The organism is Corynebacterium sp. HMSC067D03 (assembly GCF_001811185.1).
Taxonomy (GTDB): domain Bacteria; phylum Actinomycetota; class Actinomycetes; order Mycobacteriales; family Mycobacteriaceae; genus Corynebacterium; species Corynebacterium coyleae.
In genome coordinates this window covers 316,441-334,425 of the sequence record NZ_KV803820.1, presented here as the reverse complement: position 1 = coordinate 334,425, position 17,985 = coordinate 316,441, and the positions used below count along the sequence as shown (strand labels likewise).

The following is a 17,985-nucleotide window of genomic DNA, read 5'->3' as shown; positions in this document are numbered from 1 at the left end:
TCTGGAACATCGCTTAAGACCATCGGCCACTGGGTCTTGGGGACTTTTTCGTAGAGGTTCTTCGCGAAATGAGTCCGGCACCGCTGCCAGGATGCATCGGGCAACACTTGGATGCCCTCATGGGCATCACTGGTGATAAGGAAGACACCGCGAAGTCCACGAGCTTTTAAGTCCTGGAAGAAGCCCTTCCACGACGCGTTGGATTCCGCGGTGGCAACATGCATACCGAGCATTTCCCGGTAGCCGTCAGCGTTAACACCGGTGGCCAAAAGTACGGAGCATTTGACCACCCGGCCACCTTCACGCACCTTGATCGTGAGTGCGTCGCACGACAGGTAGGCATACCCACCGGGATCCAGGGGACGGTTTTTGAAATCTGCGACCATCTCGTCGAGTTCTTCCGACATGCGTAAGCCTTGGGATTTCGACATGTTGGAAATGCCAAGGGTTGCCACCAGATCATTCATCCTGCGGGTGGAGACCCCTTTGAGATAGCACGTCGCGATCACGGTCGATAAGGCTCGTTCCGCTCGTGAGCGACGCTCGAGCAGCCAGTCTGGGAAGAACGCGCCGTGGCGCAGCTTCGGCACTGCCACATCGATTGTGCCGACACGGGTGTCGAGGTCGCGGTGGCGGTACCCGTTGCGTTGGTTGACCCGCTCGGTGGAAGCAACACCGTACTCAGCCCCGCACACGGTGTCGGCCTGGGCGGAGAGGATCTGGTTGATAAACCCTTGCAGCATCTGCCGCATCAGATCCGGCGACGCTTGGGCCAGCAGATCATCCAGATAGGTTGTCGGGTCGATAGAATGCGGTGCAGCGGTCATCGTCATGTGCCTTTCGGTGAGATGTGGAAGTTGAGTCGAAAGGTTACTGACGGTGGCCGCCCACTATTTTCAAGGGCCCACCATCAGCAAGCGTTACACCACACCAAGGGACGCAACCTTGAACGGTTGCAGAATCAACCGCGTATCGATTTAGCGATGCTCTTCTGTGCAACTCAAGGGCTTACTAAAGTGCATGTTGAATATTTCGTTAGCTAAGACTTCGTCAGATGTTTTGAGGATATGGTTCCGACGAAATGTACACATTCCAATCGCAATTACGATCCAGATCGTTAGAGCCATTAATGCTTGGGGCGACAGTCTGCTGGGCGCTCCGGGGAGAAAAAGGAGAACTAGAAAAGCAAGTGAAACAATGCATCCTGCGTCGCCCAAAAGCCTGGTCTTGGTGCTTGTTGGTTGGCGTTCATTCATACCAAAACTGAAACCTGTTTTACCAATTTTGCGTACGCACAAGGATGTGTAAAAGTATGCGACGGTAATTCCGATGCTAGCCATATCTACAATCCAGCTCAAAGCAGCACGACCGAACCACGGTGTAATAAGGCAAATGCACATTACTGTGTAGATCGACACTGTGGGTACTTGACGGTTACCATCTTGGCGGGAAAATACTTCAGGCAGGATCCGCGCACGTCCCATAGTCATCAGCGTGCGACTGCTTGCAGTAAAGAATCCATTGAGGCCAGTAACTATACCCGATGAAACAGCAACAATTAGAAGCAACATGCCGATTGGTCCGAAGGCGCCGGAAACCGCATCGGCAATAGCCCATGCTGAGTTTCTGTAGATTTCTAGGTCCGAAACTGTCAGAACTGCAGTTACCAAAATCATTGCGATGTAGATCATTGTTGCACTCATAATGCCTGTGACCAGAAGCTTTCGGGCCTTTTTGGGTGGGAATGAGAATTCACCAGCCAATTGGGGAATACTGTCGAATCCCACATAGGCCCAAGGGGCGATAGCCACGACCGAACCAGTAGCCACCAAAAGAGTTTGTCCATCTGGTAAAGCCTGTCGATAAAAAGCTTCGGAGAAATTGCAATGAGCTAGAGACCATACGACGAGAATTGCGACGGTAGATATCATCGCAGCAACCGCTATGAACTGAAAGCGGCCCGAAATGCTAGCACCATGATTAGCCATAACAGCGAAAGCGACGATAAAGGCTGAACAAACGAGAACGTCAGAAAGATACACATCCCATCCTGCAATAGAGTAGAGGCGCAGACCAGACTCCGAATAGGGATTTAAAGACCTAATAATTAGTGGCACTGCGGACGCATTTAGAGCAACAATCGAACTGTAGCCAAGGGCTAGTGACCAGCCCGCAATGGCGCCGCTAAGTCGTCCCCGAGCTGAAAGAGCATGAGCTACTGCACCTCCGCTTACGGGCAAACACTTAATCGCAACCCCGTAATTCAAACCTATTATGGTAATGATCGCGCCACCGATGGTGAACCCCAGACTGGCGCCAAGCCAACCACTCTGCTGGATCCAATCATATGGCAATACGAATGAGCCCCATCCGACAGCAGAGCCTACGGCCATTGAAAATATCCAGGACGGCTTATATAGGTTTGCTGATTGGTTTGGCTTTTTCATTAGGGTGCTCCACGGGGCTTGAAAATATTTGTGTTTTAAGGTTACTCGCAGGAGCGTTTAATGATTGCTTTTGGATTAAAGGGGCGTTCGTCCCACTCGAGACCTATCGAATCTGACTCAAGACCATGAATTCTTTGGCGAAAGTCTTGGAGGATTCTGAGTGTAACCATTTTTGGTCGCTCTTGAAGGACGTTCACCTTCTTGATGGAGTAGTGGGGGTTGGTCAATCTGGATCAGTCGATTTGCTGATGTTTGGGCTTGTGAGAGAGGGCGCTTGGTTGCTTGTTGGTCGCCACAGCGTTGTTAAACCATCATTCGTACATTTAGTTGTCCCTTTCAGTATTGCCCATTCTTCGGAAATTCATCTTTTGCTTGAGGTACGGCCAACACTACGGAGAGAATCGCTCTATGTGGAGGCAAGCAGTAGATGCGCCCGGCGATACTCCGAACCTGACACCCTTTTGGCCTTTGTCTGACGCTGAACGCCAAAACGCCCCGCATGCGGAGAGCGGGGCGTCTTGTTGCTCCTCCAACTGGGCTCGAACCAGTGACCCTTCGATTAACAGTCGAATGCTCTGCCAACTGAGCTATGGAGGAATATTTTGTTGTGTTGCTCATTGCTGTGCAACGAAAGATAACAATAGCGTGGATTGTTGAAGGTGCAAAATCACCTGGTAAATATGGGTATTTGTGCGTTACTGTGGCGGTTATGATTATTCCTGTTGGTGGGGTTCGTCCCCACGCACTTGCTGGTGGCCTGATCGGGCTGGGCGTGGTGTTCATGCTCACGGCGCCGCGCTTTGAGGATTGGCGTGCGCTGACATTCTTGGGCCTGGCGCTGATTATCCCCTCGGTGGTGTGGCTTGTGGCGGACCGGTGGTTTCGCCGGCCGCGCGGGGTGGTGTGGTGGTTGCTCATCGCTGCGGCGGTTTCGCTTGGAGTGTGGGGAATTGCGCTATTTCCCGCGACATAAGCGGTGATGGTGAGTAAGGTGGGCGACATGAAGAAACCGATGCTTGCTCTCGGCGTCGCTGCCGCCGTATCCACCTCTGCTGTTGTTGCTCCGTATGCGTTAGCAGAAAGTAGCGCCTCGCAAGGCGATAGCGCTGTTACTCGGGAGGAAGGTACGGCGGGGGATGAGGGGTCGTCGTTAAGCAATGGCGCCATTGTGGGCATCTCGCTGGGTGTCCTGGCGGCCGTTGGTATTGGTGGGGCAGTTGCGGTGCAGCAGGGGTGGCTGGAACTGCCGGAGCCGCTGAACGCTCAGGTGCTTGGTGGGCTTGCAGCGATCGCGTCGGCGCTGTCGGTGCCTGCGCTTGCGCCGAAGCAGAATGCGAAGCCGGCGGGGAACTCGTGCTCGCCAAGCGCGTTTGACGCGGTTGTGCCGGAGTGGCCGGCAGGCTTCGGTACGACCGTGAACTTCTGCGACGGCAAGTGGGCCGTTGCGGGTGCGAAGGGGACGGACTGGATTCTGTTCTTTAAGAACACGGACGGCAAGTGGGCCAAGATTCCGGCTGATGGCATGAAGCGGACGGGTATGACGCAGGCGTGCTACAACGGCATCAAACTGCGCCAGCAGGGTGCGCCGGAGGCGTTCATGCGTGAGGTGCCGGTGTGTACGCCGGCGGAGATTGGGGTGTAGGGGTAGGTTCGCAATTTATCGCTCGTGTGCAACGTAGGAAAAACAGATTCAGTCTTTCCCATAAACGCAGAAGGTCAAAATGTACACATTTCATGTCGACGAAACAGGACGATCAGGCAACACAACCTTCTTTTACCTGGGAGGCTTGGTCGCTGATGAAGAGCAATTTATCGCGGGCACCAAGGGCGTTGCGGCAATTCGTGAAAAGTACGACTATGGAGACACAGACCTATTCAAATTTACGAGCAATAGTCGTCCAGACCATTTGACATTCGCAGAGTGGACGGCTTCGAAGTCAGAGGCTCTCGAACTGATAAACAAGCTCGGTATCAAATTATTGGTAACCATGGTTCACCATAAAATTGCTAACCCATTGAAGCGCAATGAGGGCGTGACCTGGAATATGGAAAACCTGTTCCGTCATTACGCCAAATCATTTCTGCGCGAAAATCCCGGGGCGGTTTGTCTAGACCGAATCGACGAGAATTGGGGGCACACGGAGCTAGAAAAAATTGCTCAGAGTCAGATTGAATATGGGGAGAAGTTGATTGGGATACCACAGATTATCCATTTCGCATTTACATCTGCGCGATTTTCCAAATTCAATTCGCTAGTGGATATCGCGTTGGGGTCGTTTCACCGGTGCTGTGAAAACGCATTTGACGGAGATGAGCAGAAAAGGAGCGATACTACAAGGAAGTTGATGAAACACCTCTACCCTTGTTTGGCGAAGGATCCAGTTAAGGGCGTGACTAAGGGCTATGGATTATATCCCCAGCCACTAAATGTTGGTCCAGCCTATATCGGCGATTATGAAAAAGTTTATGATTATCTTAAGACTCACCTCCCAGACGCCAGGCACGACTAGCAACGCGATTAGCTAAGTTTCGTATTTTGAGGGTCGCTCGGTGTTCGTTAGTCCATTGTCGCGCCGCGCGCCGTCTGTAGCCGCTGTTTTGGCACTTCAGTGCGAGTTTGCAAGCTAGATTTGAAGCAGTTCTAGAGCAGCTGTTCCCGCAACGATCGAGACGAAAATTGCTGTTAACCATACCGCTCGGAAGGAATGCGGTTTAGCGCGACATCTACACCCATAATGCGGAGAGCCCTAGCTTGGCTCATTAAGTTCAATTTGCTGAAAAAGGGCAGCCAACGATTGTCAAGGTACGAATTTGTCGGGACAATTGCATAAGTCACTTGGAACCCATTTGCTCTGATCCGCCCATCACTTTCGGCCATAAGACTTAACCATGGCGAAGGGTCGGAGTCCGCGACCGCCGCTTTAATCTTGTTTTGTAGATTCCTTCTGAAGTCCTTATCGCCAATCAAGGTCGACATTGAAACCAGCCCTTGAGCGAAAAGGTGGCTAAGTGAGGATGAGTGACTCTTTCTCTTGACGTGGATTAGTTCCCCTGTTTTCGAGAGCACGTCACAGAGCTCTACGGTTCCTGATTCGCCCGGAACTGAAGCCGTTTTACGGTCCAATAAGAGCAGGTCAGCGGAAGTGGCAGCGAGCCTCGTGTTGTAATCTTGTTCAGTTTCTCCGTTTAAGTGTTTCGGCATTTCTACCGATGAGGTCGGTAAAGAATCTATGAAAGTGTTTACCTCCGAGACCAAGGATTTGTGAATTTGAAACCAGGACCCTTCGATAAGCGCATAAAGGTGGTCATCTAAATCTTGCTCGCTTACCAGGCATCGGTAGAACGACCATCGATAGTCGGGTTCATCATTTCGTGCAAAAACAACTCCGACTCGTCTGCGTTTGAGTTTTTCGATTGTTAGATCGTCGATGTCATTTTCCATCGCGTTAAGAACGTCGTTCAAATCCAGTTCTTCGAAGTCTTCGGACTTCGTGCCTTGGACCTTAAAGGAGTCGATGTCCTGCCAATCCACGTTCTCGGGCAAGGCCAAATGGCTCCTTCGGGTCTGCTGGTTTTTGAGATCTTCAAGGAGCATCTGATCGAGGGATTTGATAAGGTTTCGGTTCTTGACAATTCGCAGGTTGTCGATCCACCCAAACTCCGTTTTGTAGTTCTCGCGTTCGAAGAGAGCCTTGAGGTTAGCGCAAAAGTCGGGGAGCTCGTTAGCCTGGATCTCCTTATTGATAGTTAAGGAGTCGGCGCCGGTCACCCTATTGGCAAAATCAGGATCCATAGGGGTGCCTGTTGCTTGGCGAAGGATATCGCTGTACGTGTCGAGGCTGAAGTTAGATAGATCGGACTGACTGCTTAGACTAATCGTGCTAGAGATGACCATGTCTTCGTAGTTCTTCTTATCTAAACTTCTGAGTTTTTTGGGATCGACGGAGTTGAGGGCAACCTTCAATCCGAAATTTGGTTCGATCTTGTCGAGATTCAAAATGCCCCGACCGTAGCCAAATGGGATGGCAAAAATTCGATCTGAGGCTTCAATCGCAAGAACTGCCGAAGCAGAACGGGTCGCGATAGAGGGTAGTTCTGATCCAGCGATAGGCGCAATGAAACCGACCCATTTCGGTTTCTTTTGCCTTGGCGTCTGAATAAAGCAAATAGAGTTATCGAGGCGGATTTCGTCTATTTGCTCGAAGTTCTTCTCTTTAACCTTCTCTGAGTCGATGGCCGTTTCCAGAGTTGTTCCCGATTGAAACATGTACACCGTTAACCGCATCATGTACTGAATTATATTTGGTGGCTGTTACCGTAATCGGCAAACTGTTACACAAATTTGTGAGAGGGTTCGTCGCCAATGTATAGGCGCTCGTCGGTAAGCGAAAAGACGCTGAAAGGAATTTCTACCGCCTTTTCGTGTGGTGTAGGTGCCAGACTAGCCCCGTAGTCCGTCTTGGCCGGGCCGAGCCTGGTGCCGAGAAAGCGGCGGACTCTGAAGAAGGTGGATCAGCCGACCAGAATGGACAAAATGCAACGGGCGAGCAGTTAAGCCTTGATTATTCGGAGGTTCGGCCGGTGTGAAGACAGGGAGGGGCGGGAGCTGGGATGCGTGGGCTCTGGGCTAGGAATGGCGCTTGCTGCTGCGTTCAGGGTGAGAAAATGCAGATCTTGTACCGGGATGTGAGTAGCGTCGGCGATGCTGCGCGCGGACTGGCCACCTTCCGGGCTAAAAACGAAGTCGAAGACCCGCGATCTTTCGTACTGTAAATCGCTTCCAGGCTCGCTGGTCCGGAACCCACGGCTGGAAAGTGTCCCAAGGTACTGGCGAAATTGACGGTCGCTGAGCTTGCCGGCATTGAAAACTGCCATGACCGCAGCCATTGCGGATACTTTTAGTTTTGTTTTGAGCCGGAGGATGTCGTCAAGACTTGGGTGCAGTCGAAGGTTTGCGTGAATCACGTCGACCGGGATGAGAAGTTCTGTAGCGAATTTGTTTGCTTCGTCCTCTCGATCGGTAGTGGAATCCGGATCGCTCTTACTGTGAAGGAGTAGGTGGCCGAGCTCGTGCGCGAGGTCGAACCGGGTTTCTTCCGGGGTTCTTCTGCGCGCCAGGAAGATAAACGGTTGATCGTCCTCCCATATAGAGAACGCGTCGACAGCAAAGGCGGCGGGAGGTAAACCGAATACCGCGACCCCCTTCGATTCGGCAAGTTGGACAGAGTTTGGAATGGGCGAATCTCCCAACGCCCAAATGGATCGGACGTAGCGAGCGGCTTCAGCAGGGGCCATGCCAGTGAGATCCGGGATGTCAGGGGAGGGGTAATTGAAATGGGACCGGAGCCACTTCAGCAAAATTTTCGCGTTAACCCCAGAAGAGATTGCCGCAAGTTTCTGCTGCTGCGTCGCGCGACTACCCGCACGGAAGAGGGTGTGTTCCAAGGATGGAATGTCAACTTCGTCAGCGGTAAAGAAAGCGGGAGGAAAATCTAAAGTAGAGACAAGGTCCTCAAGTAGGGACGCGAATCTCGAGGCAGGTGGACCATCGGCTTCCCATTTCGAAAGGGTCGATGGCGATACCCCGATACGATTTGCCAGATCGGCCTTTGTCAGCCCCCTTCTTAACCGGGCGACTTGGAGGCGCGATGGGGAAATGCGCTGACTGTTAGCGCCCCGCTGCTCGGGAGATACTGAAGTCAATTCCATCGTCTTCGCTGCTAAATAGGTCAGGCTGCACGTTGGCGGAATCCTACGCGCGCTTGAAGCCTTCCCAAAACGCTTGCCACACCGTCGTTGGGCGCGAACGCATCTCCTCGTCGAGTGCTTCGCGTACCGCCTGTCGAGGGTCGTTACGGCGTTGCTGATTAGACGAGTCGGAACGAACCTCGGTCATCTTTCCGCGGGTTTGAGAGACGTTCGGGCGATCGCCTGTATTCCTCTGGACACGTTTATTCGGTGCAGTAGGGTTTTTCACTGAGCTCATTGCTTCCTCCCCTCGAATGCAGTGTAGGTGAACGCGTATTGCAATGCGTCTCATGGCTATTGGTGGACGCCGCAAGCAGGGCGTCAGTTCGTGAGATGGCATGGACGCAAAATGCCCCATCTCGTTTGAGATGGGGCACAACGCTTGATTGGGGGTTACTTCACCGTCGGGGTCAGCACCGCCAGGCCGTTCGGGGCGACCTTCTGTTTGTCATCCGTCTTATCCACGGCATACATCTTGACGTGAATGCGACCGCCACCACGGATATCGGCGTTTCGGGTCTTGGACTCGCCAGGCTTCACTGTCACGCGGTCGCGAAGGCCGCCATTCAGATAAACCTCGATCACTCCAACACCGTCCGAGTTCGGGATGTTCGAGGCCCATGCCGCGGTGTAATTCAGCGTGGAGTATTTCTTGTCCACGTCGAAGTACCCGTCGGATTCGTAATAGTTACTCGTGGAGATCAAGGACTTCGGGTACTCCTGGCCGTTGAACGTCACACCAACCCCAGACTGCATTCTGTAAAAGCGGTCGCGGTGGGTGTGGAGGTACTTGGCGTCGGCGAACTCCGGCTTCGAGTAGTTACCCGGGTTCGGGCTTGCGGTCACGCCAGGACGGTCGGACGGCTTCTGGCCACCGATGTTGCCATCACCTTTGATTAGGCCGACGATGACAGCGATTGCAGAGATCACAGCGACGATAGAGCCGATGATCTGCGGCAGCAGGTTTTGGAAGTCGCGGAGCAGGCGCTCCATGTCCTTCATGTTGTTTGGCACGAGAACTCCTTCACAGGAAGTGTCGGGAATGTTGACAACTGGATTTAAACACGTTTGCAGGAAACGTGCGGGGGAATGACAAAAACAAAAGCGCTGCCAGGAAACGCGAAGCAGTCTAGGTTTATTCGCATGAAGAAGAATCTTCTCGTACCGGGTGCCGCAGCCGCCTTGCTGTGCAGCACCGTTGCCGTCCCAGCTGCATCCGCACAGCAAACTATTGATCCGCAAGCGGTGCGTGACCTCATCGCCGTGGCTAGCGCAATCAGCGAGCAGACAGACGCCAGCTCGACTGGCACCGGTGCTGGTACCAACGCGGAACTTAGCCCGCTGGCGATTGCCGCGATCGTGATTGGCTCGCTCGCCGCTGTTGGCGCGGGTAGCGTGTTCGCTATTCAGCAGGGCTGGGTGCAGCTTCCACCAGATTTGGCTCGTGCTGCTCGCGAGTTGGGCGTTCCGGTGCCGGCCCCAGCCTCGGCCCGTGGCAACTGTTCGCCGCAAGCTTTTGATGCTGTTGTGCCGGGGTGGCCGAAAATCTTTGGCACCTCCGTTTCCTACTGCGACGGCAAGTGGGCGGTTGCAGGCGCAAACGGAACTGACTGGACTGAGTCCTTCAAGTTTGTCAACGGCAAGTGGACTCGTATCAAGCCGGACGGCACGACCTCCACGGGCATGACTCAGGGGTGCTACAACGGCATCAAGTTGCGCCAGCAGGGCGCACCGGAAGGGTTTATGCGTCGGGTCACGGTCTGCAAGCCGTCGGAGATTGGCCGGTAGGGGGTCGTCGTAAAGTAATAAGCGCTGGCGGATGCTGGAGCATGAGGAAGATGAACACATTCAGGAAACTGGTCGCCACTGTTGCGGCCGCAAGTGCGGTGGGGGCGACGCTGACAGCGTGCGGTAGCCAGAACACGCTCGTCGAAGCGGCAGAGCAGGTGCGGAAGAAGGCGCACTGCGAGGCGGTTGAGTCGTTTAGCGATTGGGATGATGGGGAATTCAAGTTTCTCCGCGGCGAGCGGTACTTCCAAGAGGTCAGGGACCAAACGTGGGCGATGTATATCACCGCCTCAGAGGAGGACAAAGAAAAGCTCAAGCCGGCGATCGACACGTTTTATCGGGAACTTGACCAGTTGCAAGAGATCAGCGAGACGGAAGATCTCTGGGAGGGCACGCTAGGCATTCTGGGCTGGTACGGGTTCCAAAAAGTTTGGGATCTGCCAGTCGGGCACGCGTATGTGGAACTGATTGACTACGCGGACAACAACCGTTGCGACACGGTGTATTACCGGTAGGTCGCTCGTCGCAAAGCAAAAGCGCTGGGCATAACACCCAGCGCTTAATGTCGTGCGGTACTGACTATACCTCGTAGCCCATCGGGGAGCCGGGGCCGAGCGGGATGCCGGCGAAGTACCAGATCATGAAGAAGATAAACCAGCCTGCCAGCATGCACAGCGAATACGGCAGGGCGAGCGACATCAGGGTGCCCACGCCGGCCTTCTTGTAGTACTTCTGCAAGAACGTCAGGGCGAGTGCGAAGTAGGGCGACATTGGGGTGATGATGTTCGACGGGGAGTCACCGATACGGAACAGCATCTGGGTGACCTCGGGGGAGACGTTGACGTACATCATCATCGGCACCACCACCGGCGCCATCAGCGCCCACTGGGCAGAGCCGGAGGTGATGAACAGGTTGATCAGCGCCACCATGATCACAAACGCGAGGAACAGCACCGCGTTCGGCAGATCCCACGCTTGCAGCAGCTCCGCGCCCTTGATCGCGGTCCAGGGGCCCAGGTTGGACCACTGGAAGTACGCCAGGAACTGGGCGACGGCGAAGAACAGCACCAAGATCGGCAGCATGGACTCCAGACCCTTGGCCATAAACTTCGGCAGGTCCGCGGCTTCCTTGATGGTGCCTACGATCAGGCCGTAGACCAGGCCGGTGACAAAGAAGATCAGGGTGATCGGCACGGCAATCGCGCGGATCAAGGGCGATTCCATGAAGCCCTCCTCCGGACGTGCGAACGGGGAGGCCGGGACCAGCAGCAGGACGAAGTAGGCGACGAGTGCGAGCACCAGCGTCACGCCGGCCCACGCGAGGCCCTTGCGCTCCAGTGGGGTGAGTGAGAGGTCATCGTCGTCGGTCAGGTGGGAATCGTCCGGCTGGGCGGAGTCGTTGATTTGGAGTTCGTCTTCGTCGATGTGGTCGTCGTCGATAAGCGCTTGCGCCTTCTTCTCCACATAAAACTCGGTCACCGCAGTGATCACCAGCGCCAGCACAATGGCGGACGGGATGACGAAGAAGATGTTGGCAAGAGGGGAGACCTCATAGTTGGCGTCGACGAGTTGTGCCGCCGAGGTGGAAATGCCGGCGAGCAGCAGGTCCGTAATGTTCAGGATCAGCGAGGAGTTAAAGCCTGCCGACGACGCCGCGAACGCCACCATCGCACCCACCACCGGCGAGCGCCCAACCGCATGAAACGCCATCGCGCCCAACGGAATGATGATCACGTAAATCGCATCCGAGGCGATCGAACCGGTCACGCCGGCAAGCGCGACCATGAACGTCAGCATCTTGCCGCTGACCTTGTCCACCATCGCGCGCACCATCGCCGCCAGCAGACCGGTCTGCTCCGCCACGGCAACACCAAGCATCACCGCCAGGATCACGCCCAGCGGCGGGAACGCGATGAAGTTCTCCACCGCATCCGTGACCATGCGAGAGATATTCTCGCCGGTCAGCAGGCTTTCTACTTTGATCTCTTCGCCGGAGGCGGGGTCGATGGCGGAGAGGCCCGCCTTGCTGGCAATCCATGAGGACACGACAACAACGCCGCTCAAAATGACAAACAGCCAGAACGGCTCCGGCAGCTTGTTACCTATTCGCTCGATCCAGCCGAGGAAGCCGGTCATGCCGTCTTGGTTGTTGTCTGGTTTGGTTTGTTTTTCGCGCTGCTTGTCGGCGCGGGTTTCGTCGATACGCGTGGAACCGGTCATCGTTATCTCTTCCGTGCGGTGGCCAGATACATCCTTCAGCCGCGTACGCCCAAAGGTCCCAATGAGTGTACAAACCATCCGAATATGGGGGTGCAATTAAGATCACCAGATGTGAGTACCGCCCAAGAACTACACCTCGCGCCGCGCCGCCCACGCCGTGGTGGCGCCGTTGTGACCTCCGTCATCGCCGTCCTGGCGGTTGTGGGGTTGTTGCTTGTCATGCTGCGCCCAGCCGTAATCGGGATGGGGGAGACGCGGGTGGATTCCACCACCATCGGGGCGTCGTTCGAAGACATCGCCGAACTCTCCGTGGAGGAATACGTCTTCTCCGACGTGGGCAAGTTCGACCAGCAAGGCCTCGAGGTCCTCGGGCTGCGCGTGCCGTTTACCGGCCGCAACTTCCTGGTAACTTACGACGGCCGCGTTACCGCCGGCATCCGCGACGCAACCGCCATCGACGTTTCGGTCGGCTCTGGTTCGATCGACGTCGTGCTGCCACCGGTGGAGGTGCTCAGCGCCCACATCAATGCCGACAGCGTGCAGGTCTACGACCAAACCATGAACCCCATCAACCAAATTCGTGTCGACGACGTCACCACCTTCATCGCCGGCCAAGAGGAAGCCGCGCGCGACAAGGCCGTGTCGCAGGGCCTGTTGGACCGCGCGGGGGAGCGCACCGAACACCTCGTACGCAGCCACATCGCCGCACTTGTGAAGGGGACCGAGCAGGAAGATTTTGACGTGCGGATTTCCTGGGCGCAGTAGCCACTCGTGGTCTAAGGTTTCTGGCTATGCGTAAGTCTTTGGTGTCTGCGGCGGTTTGCTCGCTGGCTGTTGTTTCTGCTGCTGTTGGTGCCGCTACGGTGCCGGTTGCCGTTGCAGCGACGGGCGACCCTGGTAAATGCTCGATCGAGTACAACGCCGACCAGGTCCCGGCGCTCGCGGCGGGTGTGCTTGGCGACGACCTCATCTTCTTCAACGGCTCCCGCACCGACGCACTTGCCCTGTGGGAGAAGAAGCAGTCCGAGCTGCGTGCTGGCATCGGCGAGAACGGTTGGGGCACGCTCACCCAAATCGACGACGCTAAACTTTGGGAACCCGGCGTTACCCACACCTCAAGCGCGCTGGTCCTCGACGACCTGAAGCACTCCTCGAAGGGGTTGACCGTCACCGCCGACAGTCCGTTTAGCCACTCGGAGGCCGCCTACCTTGCCAACGCCGCCTCGTACACCGCGCAGCGCTACGCGGATTGCGGCAAGGATGTGAATAGGGTCGTGCCGGTGGCGCCGTCGTCGATAAGCCTGGGCCTCGCCCCGAACCACATCGCACTGATTGTCGTGGCGCTGCTCGGCCTGCTTGGTGCTGTGGGTGCCGGCGCGGCGGGCCTGATCCCGGGAGTGACGCTGCCTGCGCTGCCGTTTTAGGTTGTTGCCCGAAGGGGTTGACAGACGAACCCAAAACGGTATACTCGCTTACATAGTTCCCCGCTATCTACGGATTGGCGGGGTTTTTAAATTCCGGGGGGATCAGATGATTAACGCGTTACCGTCGCTCATGCCAAAGCGGAGGGGGAGCAGCACTTTAAATGCTGTCGTACTTATCGACTATCAGAATGTGCACATCACAGGCTGGGAAGTCTTTTCACGCGATGACGGCGTCGGGCTTCATGAAGCGTTGCTCGACCCAGCAGCCTTTGCCAAGAGACTTATTGCAGCTCGAAACGCGGCCAACTCCACTACGCCCCCTGCGACACTTGATTCGGTGAAAGTCTTTCGAGGTTTACCAAGTTCGATTCATGATCCCGATGCCTATCGGCGAAACCAGGATCAGAAACGGAATTGGGAATCGGATGGAGTCGAGGTGACCCTACGTCCGCTCAAATATCGGTACCAGCGCGATGGCCGAGGTAAGCCGATCATGGATGTCAATGGAAAGAAGACGTTGGCGGGACCACCTGAAGAGAAAGGTGTCGATCTGACGGTGGGACTCGCTACATTGCTAGCTGCTCAGCGTCCAGATATTGATCTAGTAATTTTGGCGTCGCACGATAGTGACATGGGTCCGGTCGTAGATACCGTGCACGATTTACATGTGGCGGACCCAGTGGCAGTCGCGCGGATTGAAACAGCCAGTTGGTTCGTCCCCCGCAACGACTTTGATCCTGGCTTTCAGTCGAAGATCCAACCGGGCTTGGATGCGCAGAAGAAACGTCGGCATGTGTGGAACACGCGGATGGGAGAAGTCGACCACACCGCGAGTCTGGATGTCCGGCCGTATCGATGACTCGCCACGTAGGGTGGGGCCATGCAGCTCGAGAAGTTTTTCCAGGATTGGCCGGTTGACAATGTGGCGGGCGCGCTCGTCGGTAGGCAAGAGGCGTCGTTCGGCGACACCGCGCGCGTCTTCGAACTGGCCAGCGTGACCAAACTCCTCTCCGCGTACGCTGTGCTCCTCGCGGTTGAAGAAGGGGCATTTTCGCTTGACGACGACGCCCGCCCCGAAAACGCCACCATCCGCCACCTCCTCTCGCATGCCGCTGGCGTCGGTTTCGACTCCCGCGAACCGCAAAAGGCGCCGGGGGAGCGTCGCATCTACTCGTCGGCGGGGTACGAAATCCTCGCCGACATCGTCGAGGAAACCACCGGCATCACGTTTGCCGACTACGCCCGCGAAGGCATTTTCGAACCCCTCGGGATGGACTCGACCGAGATCTACGGCTCGGCGGGCCACGGCGGGCGCTCCACCGTCGCGGACCTGTCGCGCTTCGCCGCCGAACTACTCGAGCCCCGGTTGCTTGACCCCTCGACGGTGCGCGAGGCGTTTACGAATCAGTTCGGCGACCTGCGCGGCGTCGTCCCCGGCTACGGCATGCAAAAGCCCTGCCCGTGGGGCCTCGGCTTTGAGATCAAGGGGGAGAAGTCCCCGCACTGGACCGGCGACGGCATGCCCGCCGACACCGTCGGCCACTTCGGCATGGCCGGCACCTACCTGTGGGTCGCCGGCGACCAGGCCTGCGTGGTGCTCACGGACCGCGACTTCGGCGACTGGGCCAAACCCCTCTGGCAGGAAACCAACACGGCGCTCTGGGGCGCGCTGTCCTAGGGCGCCTGCGCGCGTGCGGCGCGGGTGCGGCGCGGCGGATTTGTTCATATGCAGGGCTCGATATGCGTAACTGCAGGTGAGGGCGTTTTCGGAAAAATCGAGCGATTTGAGCCGAAACGCTGTGACCAGGGATTACGCATATCGAGCCCTGCATATGAACGGTAAGGTGCTGCTCGCGGGTCGCTTGCAGTGCTCGGCGACGCACCGGAACCGAGGCGGGCGGTGCGCGGAGGGCTGTTTTACACTGCACGCATGACTATGACGAACACCTCGCTACCAGCAGCGGGGCAGAAACTACCGACCAACCAGGTCGTGCCCCTGATGACAGCGCTGCTGGTGGCTGTCTTCGCATTCCAACTCAACGCGTCCATGTTGTCGCCGGCGCTGGCGACCATGGAGGTCGAACTTGACGCGACCACCGCGCAGATCGGCATGACGCAGACGGCGTTCTTCACCGCCGCAGCTGTGTTTGCGCTGTTTATGCCGCGTTGGGGTGACTTGATTGGGCGTCGCAAGGTGTTGGTGACCATGATGGTCGTCACCGTGATCGGCTCGGTCGTTGCGGCGCTGGCGACGAACGTGACCATGCTGTTCATCGGCCGTGTGATCCAGGGCGTGTCCGGCCCGACGGTCGCGCTGACCTCCGTCATGCTGCGTCAGGCCGTGCGTGAGGAGAAGCAGTTTGCGTTCCTGGTGGGCATTCTGACCTCGGTCAACGGCGGCATCGCGGGTGTGGATGCGCTGCTGGGCGGCTGGCTTACCGACGCCTTCGGCTTCCGCTCCCTCTTCTGGGTCATCGGCGCCTCCGCACTTGTGGCCGTGTTCGCCGTGCAGTTCGGCGTGCCGGAAACCAAGTCCGACCAGCTGCAGCCGATGGACTGGAAGGGCGTCGTCGGCCTGGTTATCGGTGCCGCCGCGATCCTGACCGCGCTGAACATGGCCGGTGAGCTCGCCGCCGCCAACTGGGTCATGGTCATCATCCTGCTGGCCATCGGCGCGGCGTCGCTGGTGTGGTTCTGGCGCACCGAGAAGTCCACCCCGCACCCGCTGATGTCCACTGAACTGCTCACCCAGCGTCGCACCTGGGCGCTGCTGCTCACCACCACCCTCACCATGACCGGTGTGTTCGCCGTCATGAACGGCCTGGTGCCCAACCTCGCGCAGGACGCTGAGGCCGGCCCGGGTATGTCCGCCGGTGTCGTGTCCTGGTGGACGCTCACCCCGTACGCGCTCGCCGGCCTCGTCATGGGCCCCATTGCCGGCTGGCTTGCCGGCCGTGTGGGCTACAAGATCATCTTGCAGATCGGTATCGCGGGTGCGGCGTTGTCGGTGTTGTTCGGTGTGGTGGTCGTCGGCAATGCGACGCCCGCGCTGCTGCTGGCCATGTCGATTCTCGCCGGCATCACCTACGCGGGCATGGGCAACATCATGCTCGGCTCGCTTGGCGTCGTGCTCGCGCCGAAGCACAACCAGGGCTACCTGCCGGGGCTCAACGGCGGCGCGTTCAACTTGGGTGCGGGCCTGTCGTTCACGATCATTTTCGCCGTGTTCACTGCCACCAACGGTAGCTACCGCGCAGGCATGATCGCCGGCGCAATCCTGCTCGGCTGCGCGTTCGCCGCGTCGTTCCTCATCCCGAAGCCGGAAACCATCCCGGACACGCTCGCAGCAGAGGACGTGGCCGCCCGTGCGTAAGATCATCATCGACTGCGACCCCGGTCACGACGATGCCGTCGCCATCCTGCTCGCCCTTGGCAATCCAGACATTGAGCTCCTTGGCTTAACGACGATCGGCGGCAACCACACCATCGATAAAGTCACCCACAACGCGCTTCAGGTGCTGACCATCGCCGGGGCCACCAACGTGCCGGTCTACCGGGGTGCGACGCGACCGCTCATCAACGAGGTGGTCACCGCCGAGGACATCCACGGCGACACCGGCATGGAAATCCACGGCTACGACCTGCCCGAACCAGAGGTTGGGGTGGAAGATGAGCATGCGGTGCGGTGGATCGTCGATACGCTGATGCGCGAAGAACCCGGCACCGTGACGTTGGTTCCGACCGGACCGCTGACCAACATCGCGCTGGCTGTGCGCATGGAGCCGCGGATCGTCTCGCGCGTGCGCGAAGTCGTGCTCATGGGCGGGGCGTACGGCACCGGTAACTGGACCGCGTCCGCGGAGTTCAACACGTGGGTGGACCCGGAGGCCGCCGCGATCGTGTTCGGCGAGGACTGGCCGGTGGTCATGGTTGGCCTGGACCTTACCCACCAGGCACTTGCCACCCCGGAGGTGGAGTCGCGCTTCGCTGCGCTTGGCACCTCCGCCGGCGACTTCTGCGTCGGACTCATCGACGCCTTCCGCCGCAACTACAAAGACGCCCAAGGCTTCGACAACCCACCAGTTCACGACCCCTGCGCCGTCGCCTACGTCATCGACCCCTCCGTCGTCGAAACCGTGGCCGTGCCCCTGTCCGTGGAGCTGTCGGGTGCGCTGACCCGCGGGCGGACGATCGCGGATTTCCGGGTGCTCGACCCGTCCGACTGCAACACGTCCGTGGCCACGCGCCTGGACGTGGAGCGCTTCTGGGACCTCGTCATCGACGCAGTCCAGCGCCTGGGGTAGGGGCAGGCGCTTCAGGCGCAGACCTGCCCCGTCTTCTCGGCCAAACGGCACATT

At 57.4% G+C, this 17,985-nt stretch carries 18 protein-coding genes, 1 tRNA gene and 1 pseudogene; 11 read left to right on the top strand and 9 right to left on the bottom strand.

The window, feature by feature from the left end; genetic code table 11:
- The 3 genes from HMPREF2785_RS07305 to HMPREF2785_RS07300 form a co-directional block, all read right to left on the bottom strand.
- Positions 1 to 827: IS256 family transposase (locus tag HMPREF2785_RS07305; RefSeq protein WP_210386098.1), on the bottom strand; the 827-nt coding region annotated here is incomplete at its 3' end.
- Positions 828 to 977: 150 nt separating this feature from the next.
- A complete protein-coding gene (locus HMPREF2785_RS11575; RefSeq protein ID WP_083308918.1) occupies positions 978 to 2,447 on the bottom strand; it encodes an APC family permease in 1,470 nt (489 codons plus the stop codon).
- A 524-nt stretch (positions 2,448 to 2,971) separates the two neighbouring features.
- A tRNA-Asn gene (locus HMPREF2785_RS07300) sits at positions 2,972 to 3,044 on the bottom strand.
- Between the two features lie 112 nt (positions 3,045 to 3,156).
- Here HMPREF2785_RS07300 and HMPREF2785_RS07295 point away from each other — a divergent pair.
- From HMPREF2785_RS07295 to HMPREF2785_RS07285, 3 genes are all read left to right on the top strand, one after another.
- Positions 3,157 to 3,420, top strand: coding sequence for a hypothetical protein (locus HMPREF2785_RS07295; RefSeq protein ID WP_070614649.1), 264 nt, complete (start codon positions 3,157 to 3,159; stop codon positions 3,418 to 3,420).
- Between the two features lie 27 nt (positions 3,421 to 3,447).
- Positions 3,448 to 4,089, top strand: coding sequence for a hypothetical protein (locus tag HMPREF2785_RS07290; RefSeq protein WP_070614647.1), 642 nt, complete (start codon positions 3,448 to 3,450; stop codon positions 4,087 to 4,089).
- Between the two features lie 79 nt (positions 4,090 to 4,168).
- Positions 4,169 to 4,957, top strand: coding sequence for a hypothetical protein (locus HMPREF2785_RS07285; protein WP_070614645.1), 789 nt, complete (start codon positions 4,169 to 4,171; stop codon positions 4,955 to 4,957).
- 173 nt (positions 4,958 to 5,130) lie between these two features.
- Here HMPREF2785_RS07285 and HMPREF2785_RS07280 read toward each other — a convergent pair whose 3' ends face one another.
- From HMPREF2785_RS07280 to HMPREF2785_RS07270, 5 genes and pseudogenes are all read right to left on the bottom strand, one after another.
- Positions 5,131 to 6,735 carry a DUF6119 family protein gene (locus HMPREF2785_RS07280; protein WP_070614643.1) on the bottom strand — a complete coding sequence of 535 codons (1,605 nt, stop codon included), beginning with the start codon at positions 6,733 to 6,735 and terminating at the stop codon, positions 5,131 to 5,133.
- Between the two features lie 263 nt (positions 6,736 to 6,998).
- Positions 6,999 to 7,892, bottom strand: a complete 894-nt coding sequence (locus HMPREF2785_RS07275) for an ImmA/IrrE family metallo-endopeptidase (RefSeq protein ID WP_246818884.1) — start codon at positions 7,890 to 7,892, stop codon at positions 6,999 to 7,001.
- Positions 7,893 to 7,940: 48 nt separating this feature from the next.
- A pseudogene (locus tag HMPREF2785_RS12375) lies at positions 7,941 to 8,156 on the bottom strand (helix-turn-helix transcriptional regulator); the annotation flags it as partial.
- A 43-nt stretch (positions 8,157 to 8,199) separates the two neighbouring features.
- Entirely contained in the window at positions 8,200 to 8,343 is a 144-nt protein-coding gene (locus HMPREF2785_RS11985) for a hypothetical protein (protein ID WP_168164682.1), read from the bottom strand.
- Between the two features lie 245 nt (positions 8,344 to 8,588).
- Positions 8,589 to 9,209 carry a hypothetical protein gene (locus HMPREF2785_RS07270; protein WP_070614641.1) on the bottom strand — a complete coding sequence of 207 codons (621 nt, stop codon included), beginning with the start codon at positions 9,207 to 9,209 and terminating at the stop codon, positions 8,589 to 8,591.
- Between the two features lie 129 nt (positions 9,210 to 9,338).
- On the opposite strand from HMPREF2785_RS07270, the gene HMPREF2785_RS07265 reads away from it, so the two are divergent.
- The gene (locus HMPREF2785_RS07265) at positions 9,339 to 9,983 is read left to right on the top strand and encodes a hypothetical protein (RefSeq protein ID WP_070614640.1); all 645 of its coding nucleotides are present in this window, start codon (positions 9,339 to 9,341) and stop codon (positions 9,981 to 9,983) included.
- A gap of 41 nt (positions 9,984 to 10,024) precedes the next feature.
- Positions 10,025 to 10,498, top strand: coding sequence for a hypothetical protein (locus HMPREF2785_RS07260; RefSeq protein ID WP_070614638.1), 474 nt, complete (start codon positions 10,025 to 10,027; stop codon positions 10,496 to 10,498).
- A gap of 64 nt (positions 10,499 to 10,562) precedes the next feature.
- On the opposite strand, the gene HMPREF2785_RS07255 is transcribed toward HMPREF2785_RS07260, so the two are convergent.
- Positions 10,563 to 12,119, bottom strand: a complete 1,557-nt coding sequence (locus tag HMPREF2785_RS07255; protein ID WP_070614709.1) for an AbgT family transporter — start codon at positions 12,117 to 12,119, stop codon at positions 10,563 to 10,565.
- Positions 12,120 to 12,314: 195 nt separating this feature from the next.
- On the opposite strand from HMPREF2785_RS07255, the gene HMPREF2785_RS07250 reads away from it, so the two are divergent.
- From HMPREF2785_RS07250 to HMPREF2785_RS07225, 6 genes are all read left to right on the top strand, one after another.
- Positions 12,315 to 12,968, top strand: a complete 654-nt coding sequence (locus HMPREF2785_RS07250; protein ID WP_246821187.1) for a DUF4230 domain-containing protein — start codon at positions 12,315 to 12,317, stop codon at positions 12,966 to 12,968.
- A 26-nt stretch (positions 12,969 to 12,994) separates the two neighbouring features.
- On the top strand, positions 12,995 to 13,627 hold the full coding sequence (locus HMPREF2785_RS07245; protein WP_070614634.1) for a hypothetical protein: 633 nt from the start codon (positions 12,995 to 12,997) through the stop codon (positions 13,625 to 13,627).
- Between the two features lie 106 nt (positions 13,628 to 13,733).
- A complete protein-coding gene (locus HMPREF2785_RS07240; protein WP_141750657.1) occupies positions 13,734 to 14,486 on the top strand; it encodes an NYN domain-containing protein in 753 nt (250 codons plus the stop codon).
- A gap of 21 nt (positions 14,487 to 14,507) precedes the next feature.
- A complete protein-coding gene (locus tag HMPREF2785_RS07235; protein WP_070614632.1) occupies positions 14,508 to 15,305 on the top strand; it encodes a serine hydrolase domain-containing protein in 798 nt (265 codons plus the stop codon).
- A gap of 252 nt (positions 15,306 to 15,557) precedes the next feature.
- On the top strand, positions 15,558 to 17,000 hold the full coding sequence (locus HMPREF2785_RS07230) for a uridine transporter UriT (protein WP_371440488.1): 1,443 nt from the start codon (positions 15,558 to 15,560) through the stop codon (positions 16,998 to 17,000).
- Positions 16,993 to 17,931 (top strand): uridine-preferring nucleoside hydrolase UriH, encoded by a 939-nt coding sequence (locus HMPREF2785_RS07225; protein WP_070614631.1) that lies wholly within the window; start codon positions 16,993 to 16,995, stop codon positions 17,929 to 17,931. Before HMPREF2785_RS07230 ends, HMPREF2785_RS07225 begins: the two co-directional genes overlap by 8 nt.
- Positions 17,932 to 17,985: the final 54 nt, after the last annotated feature.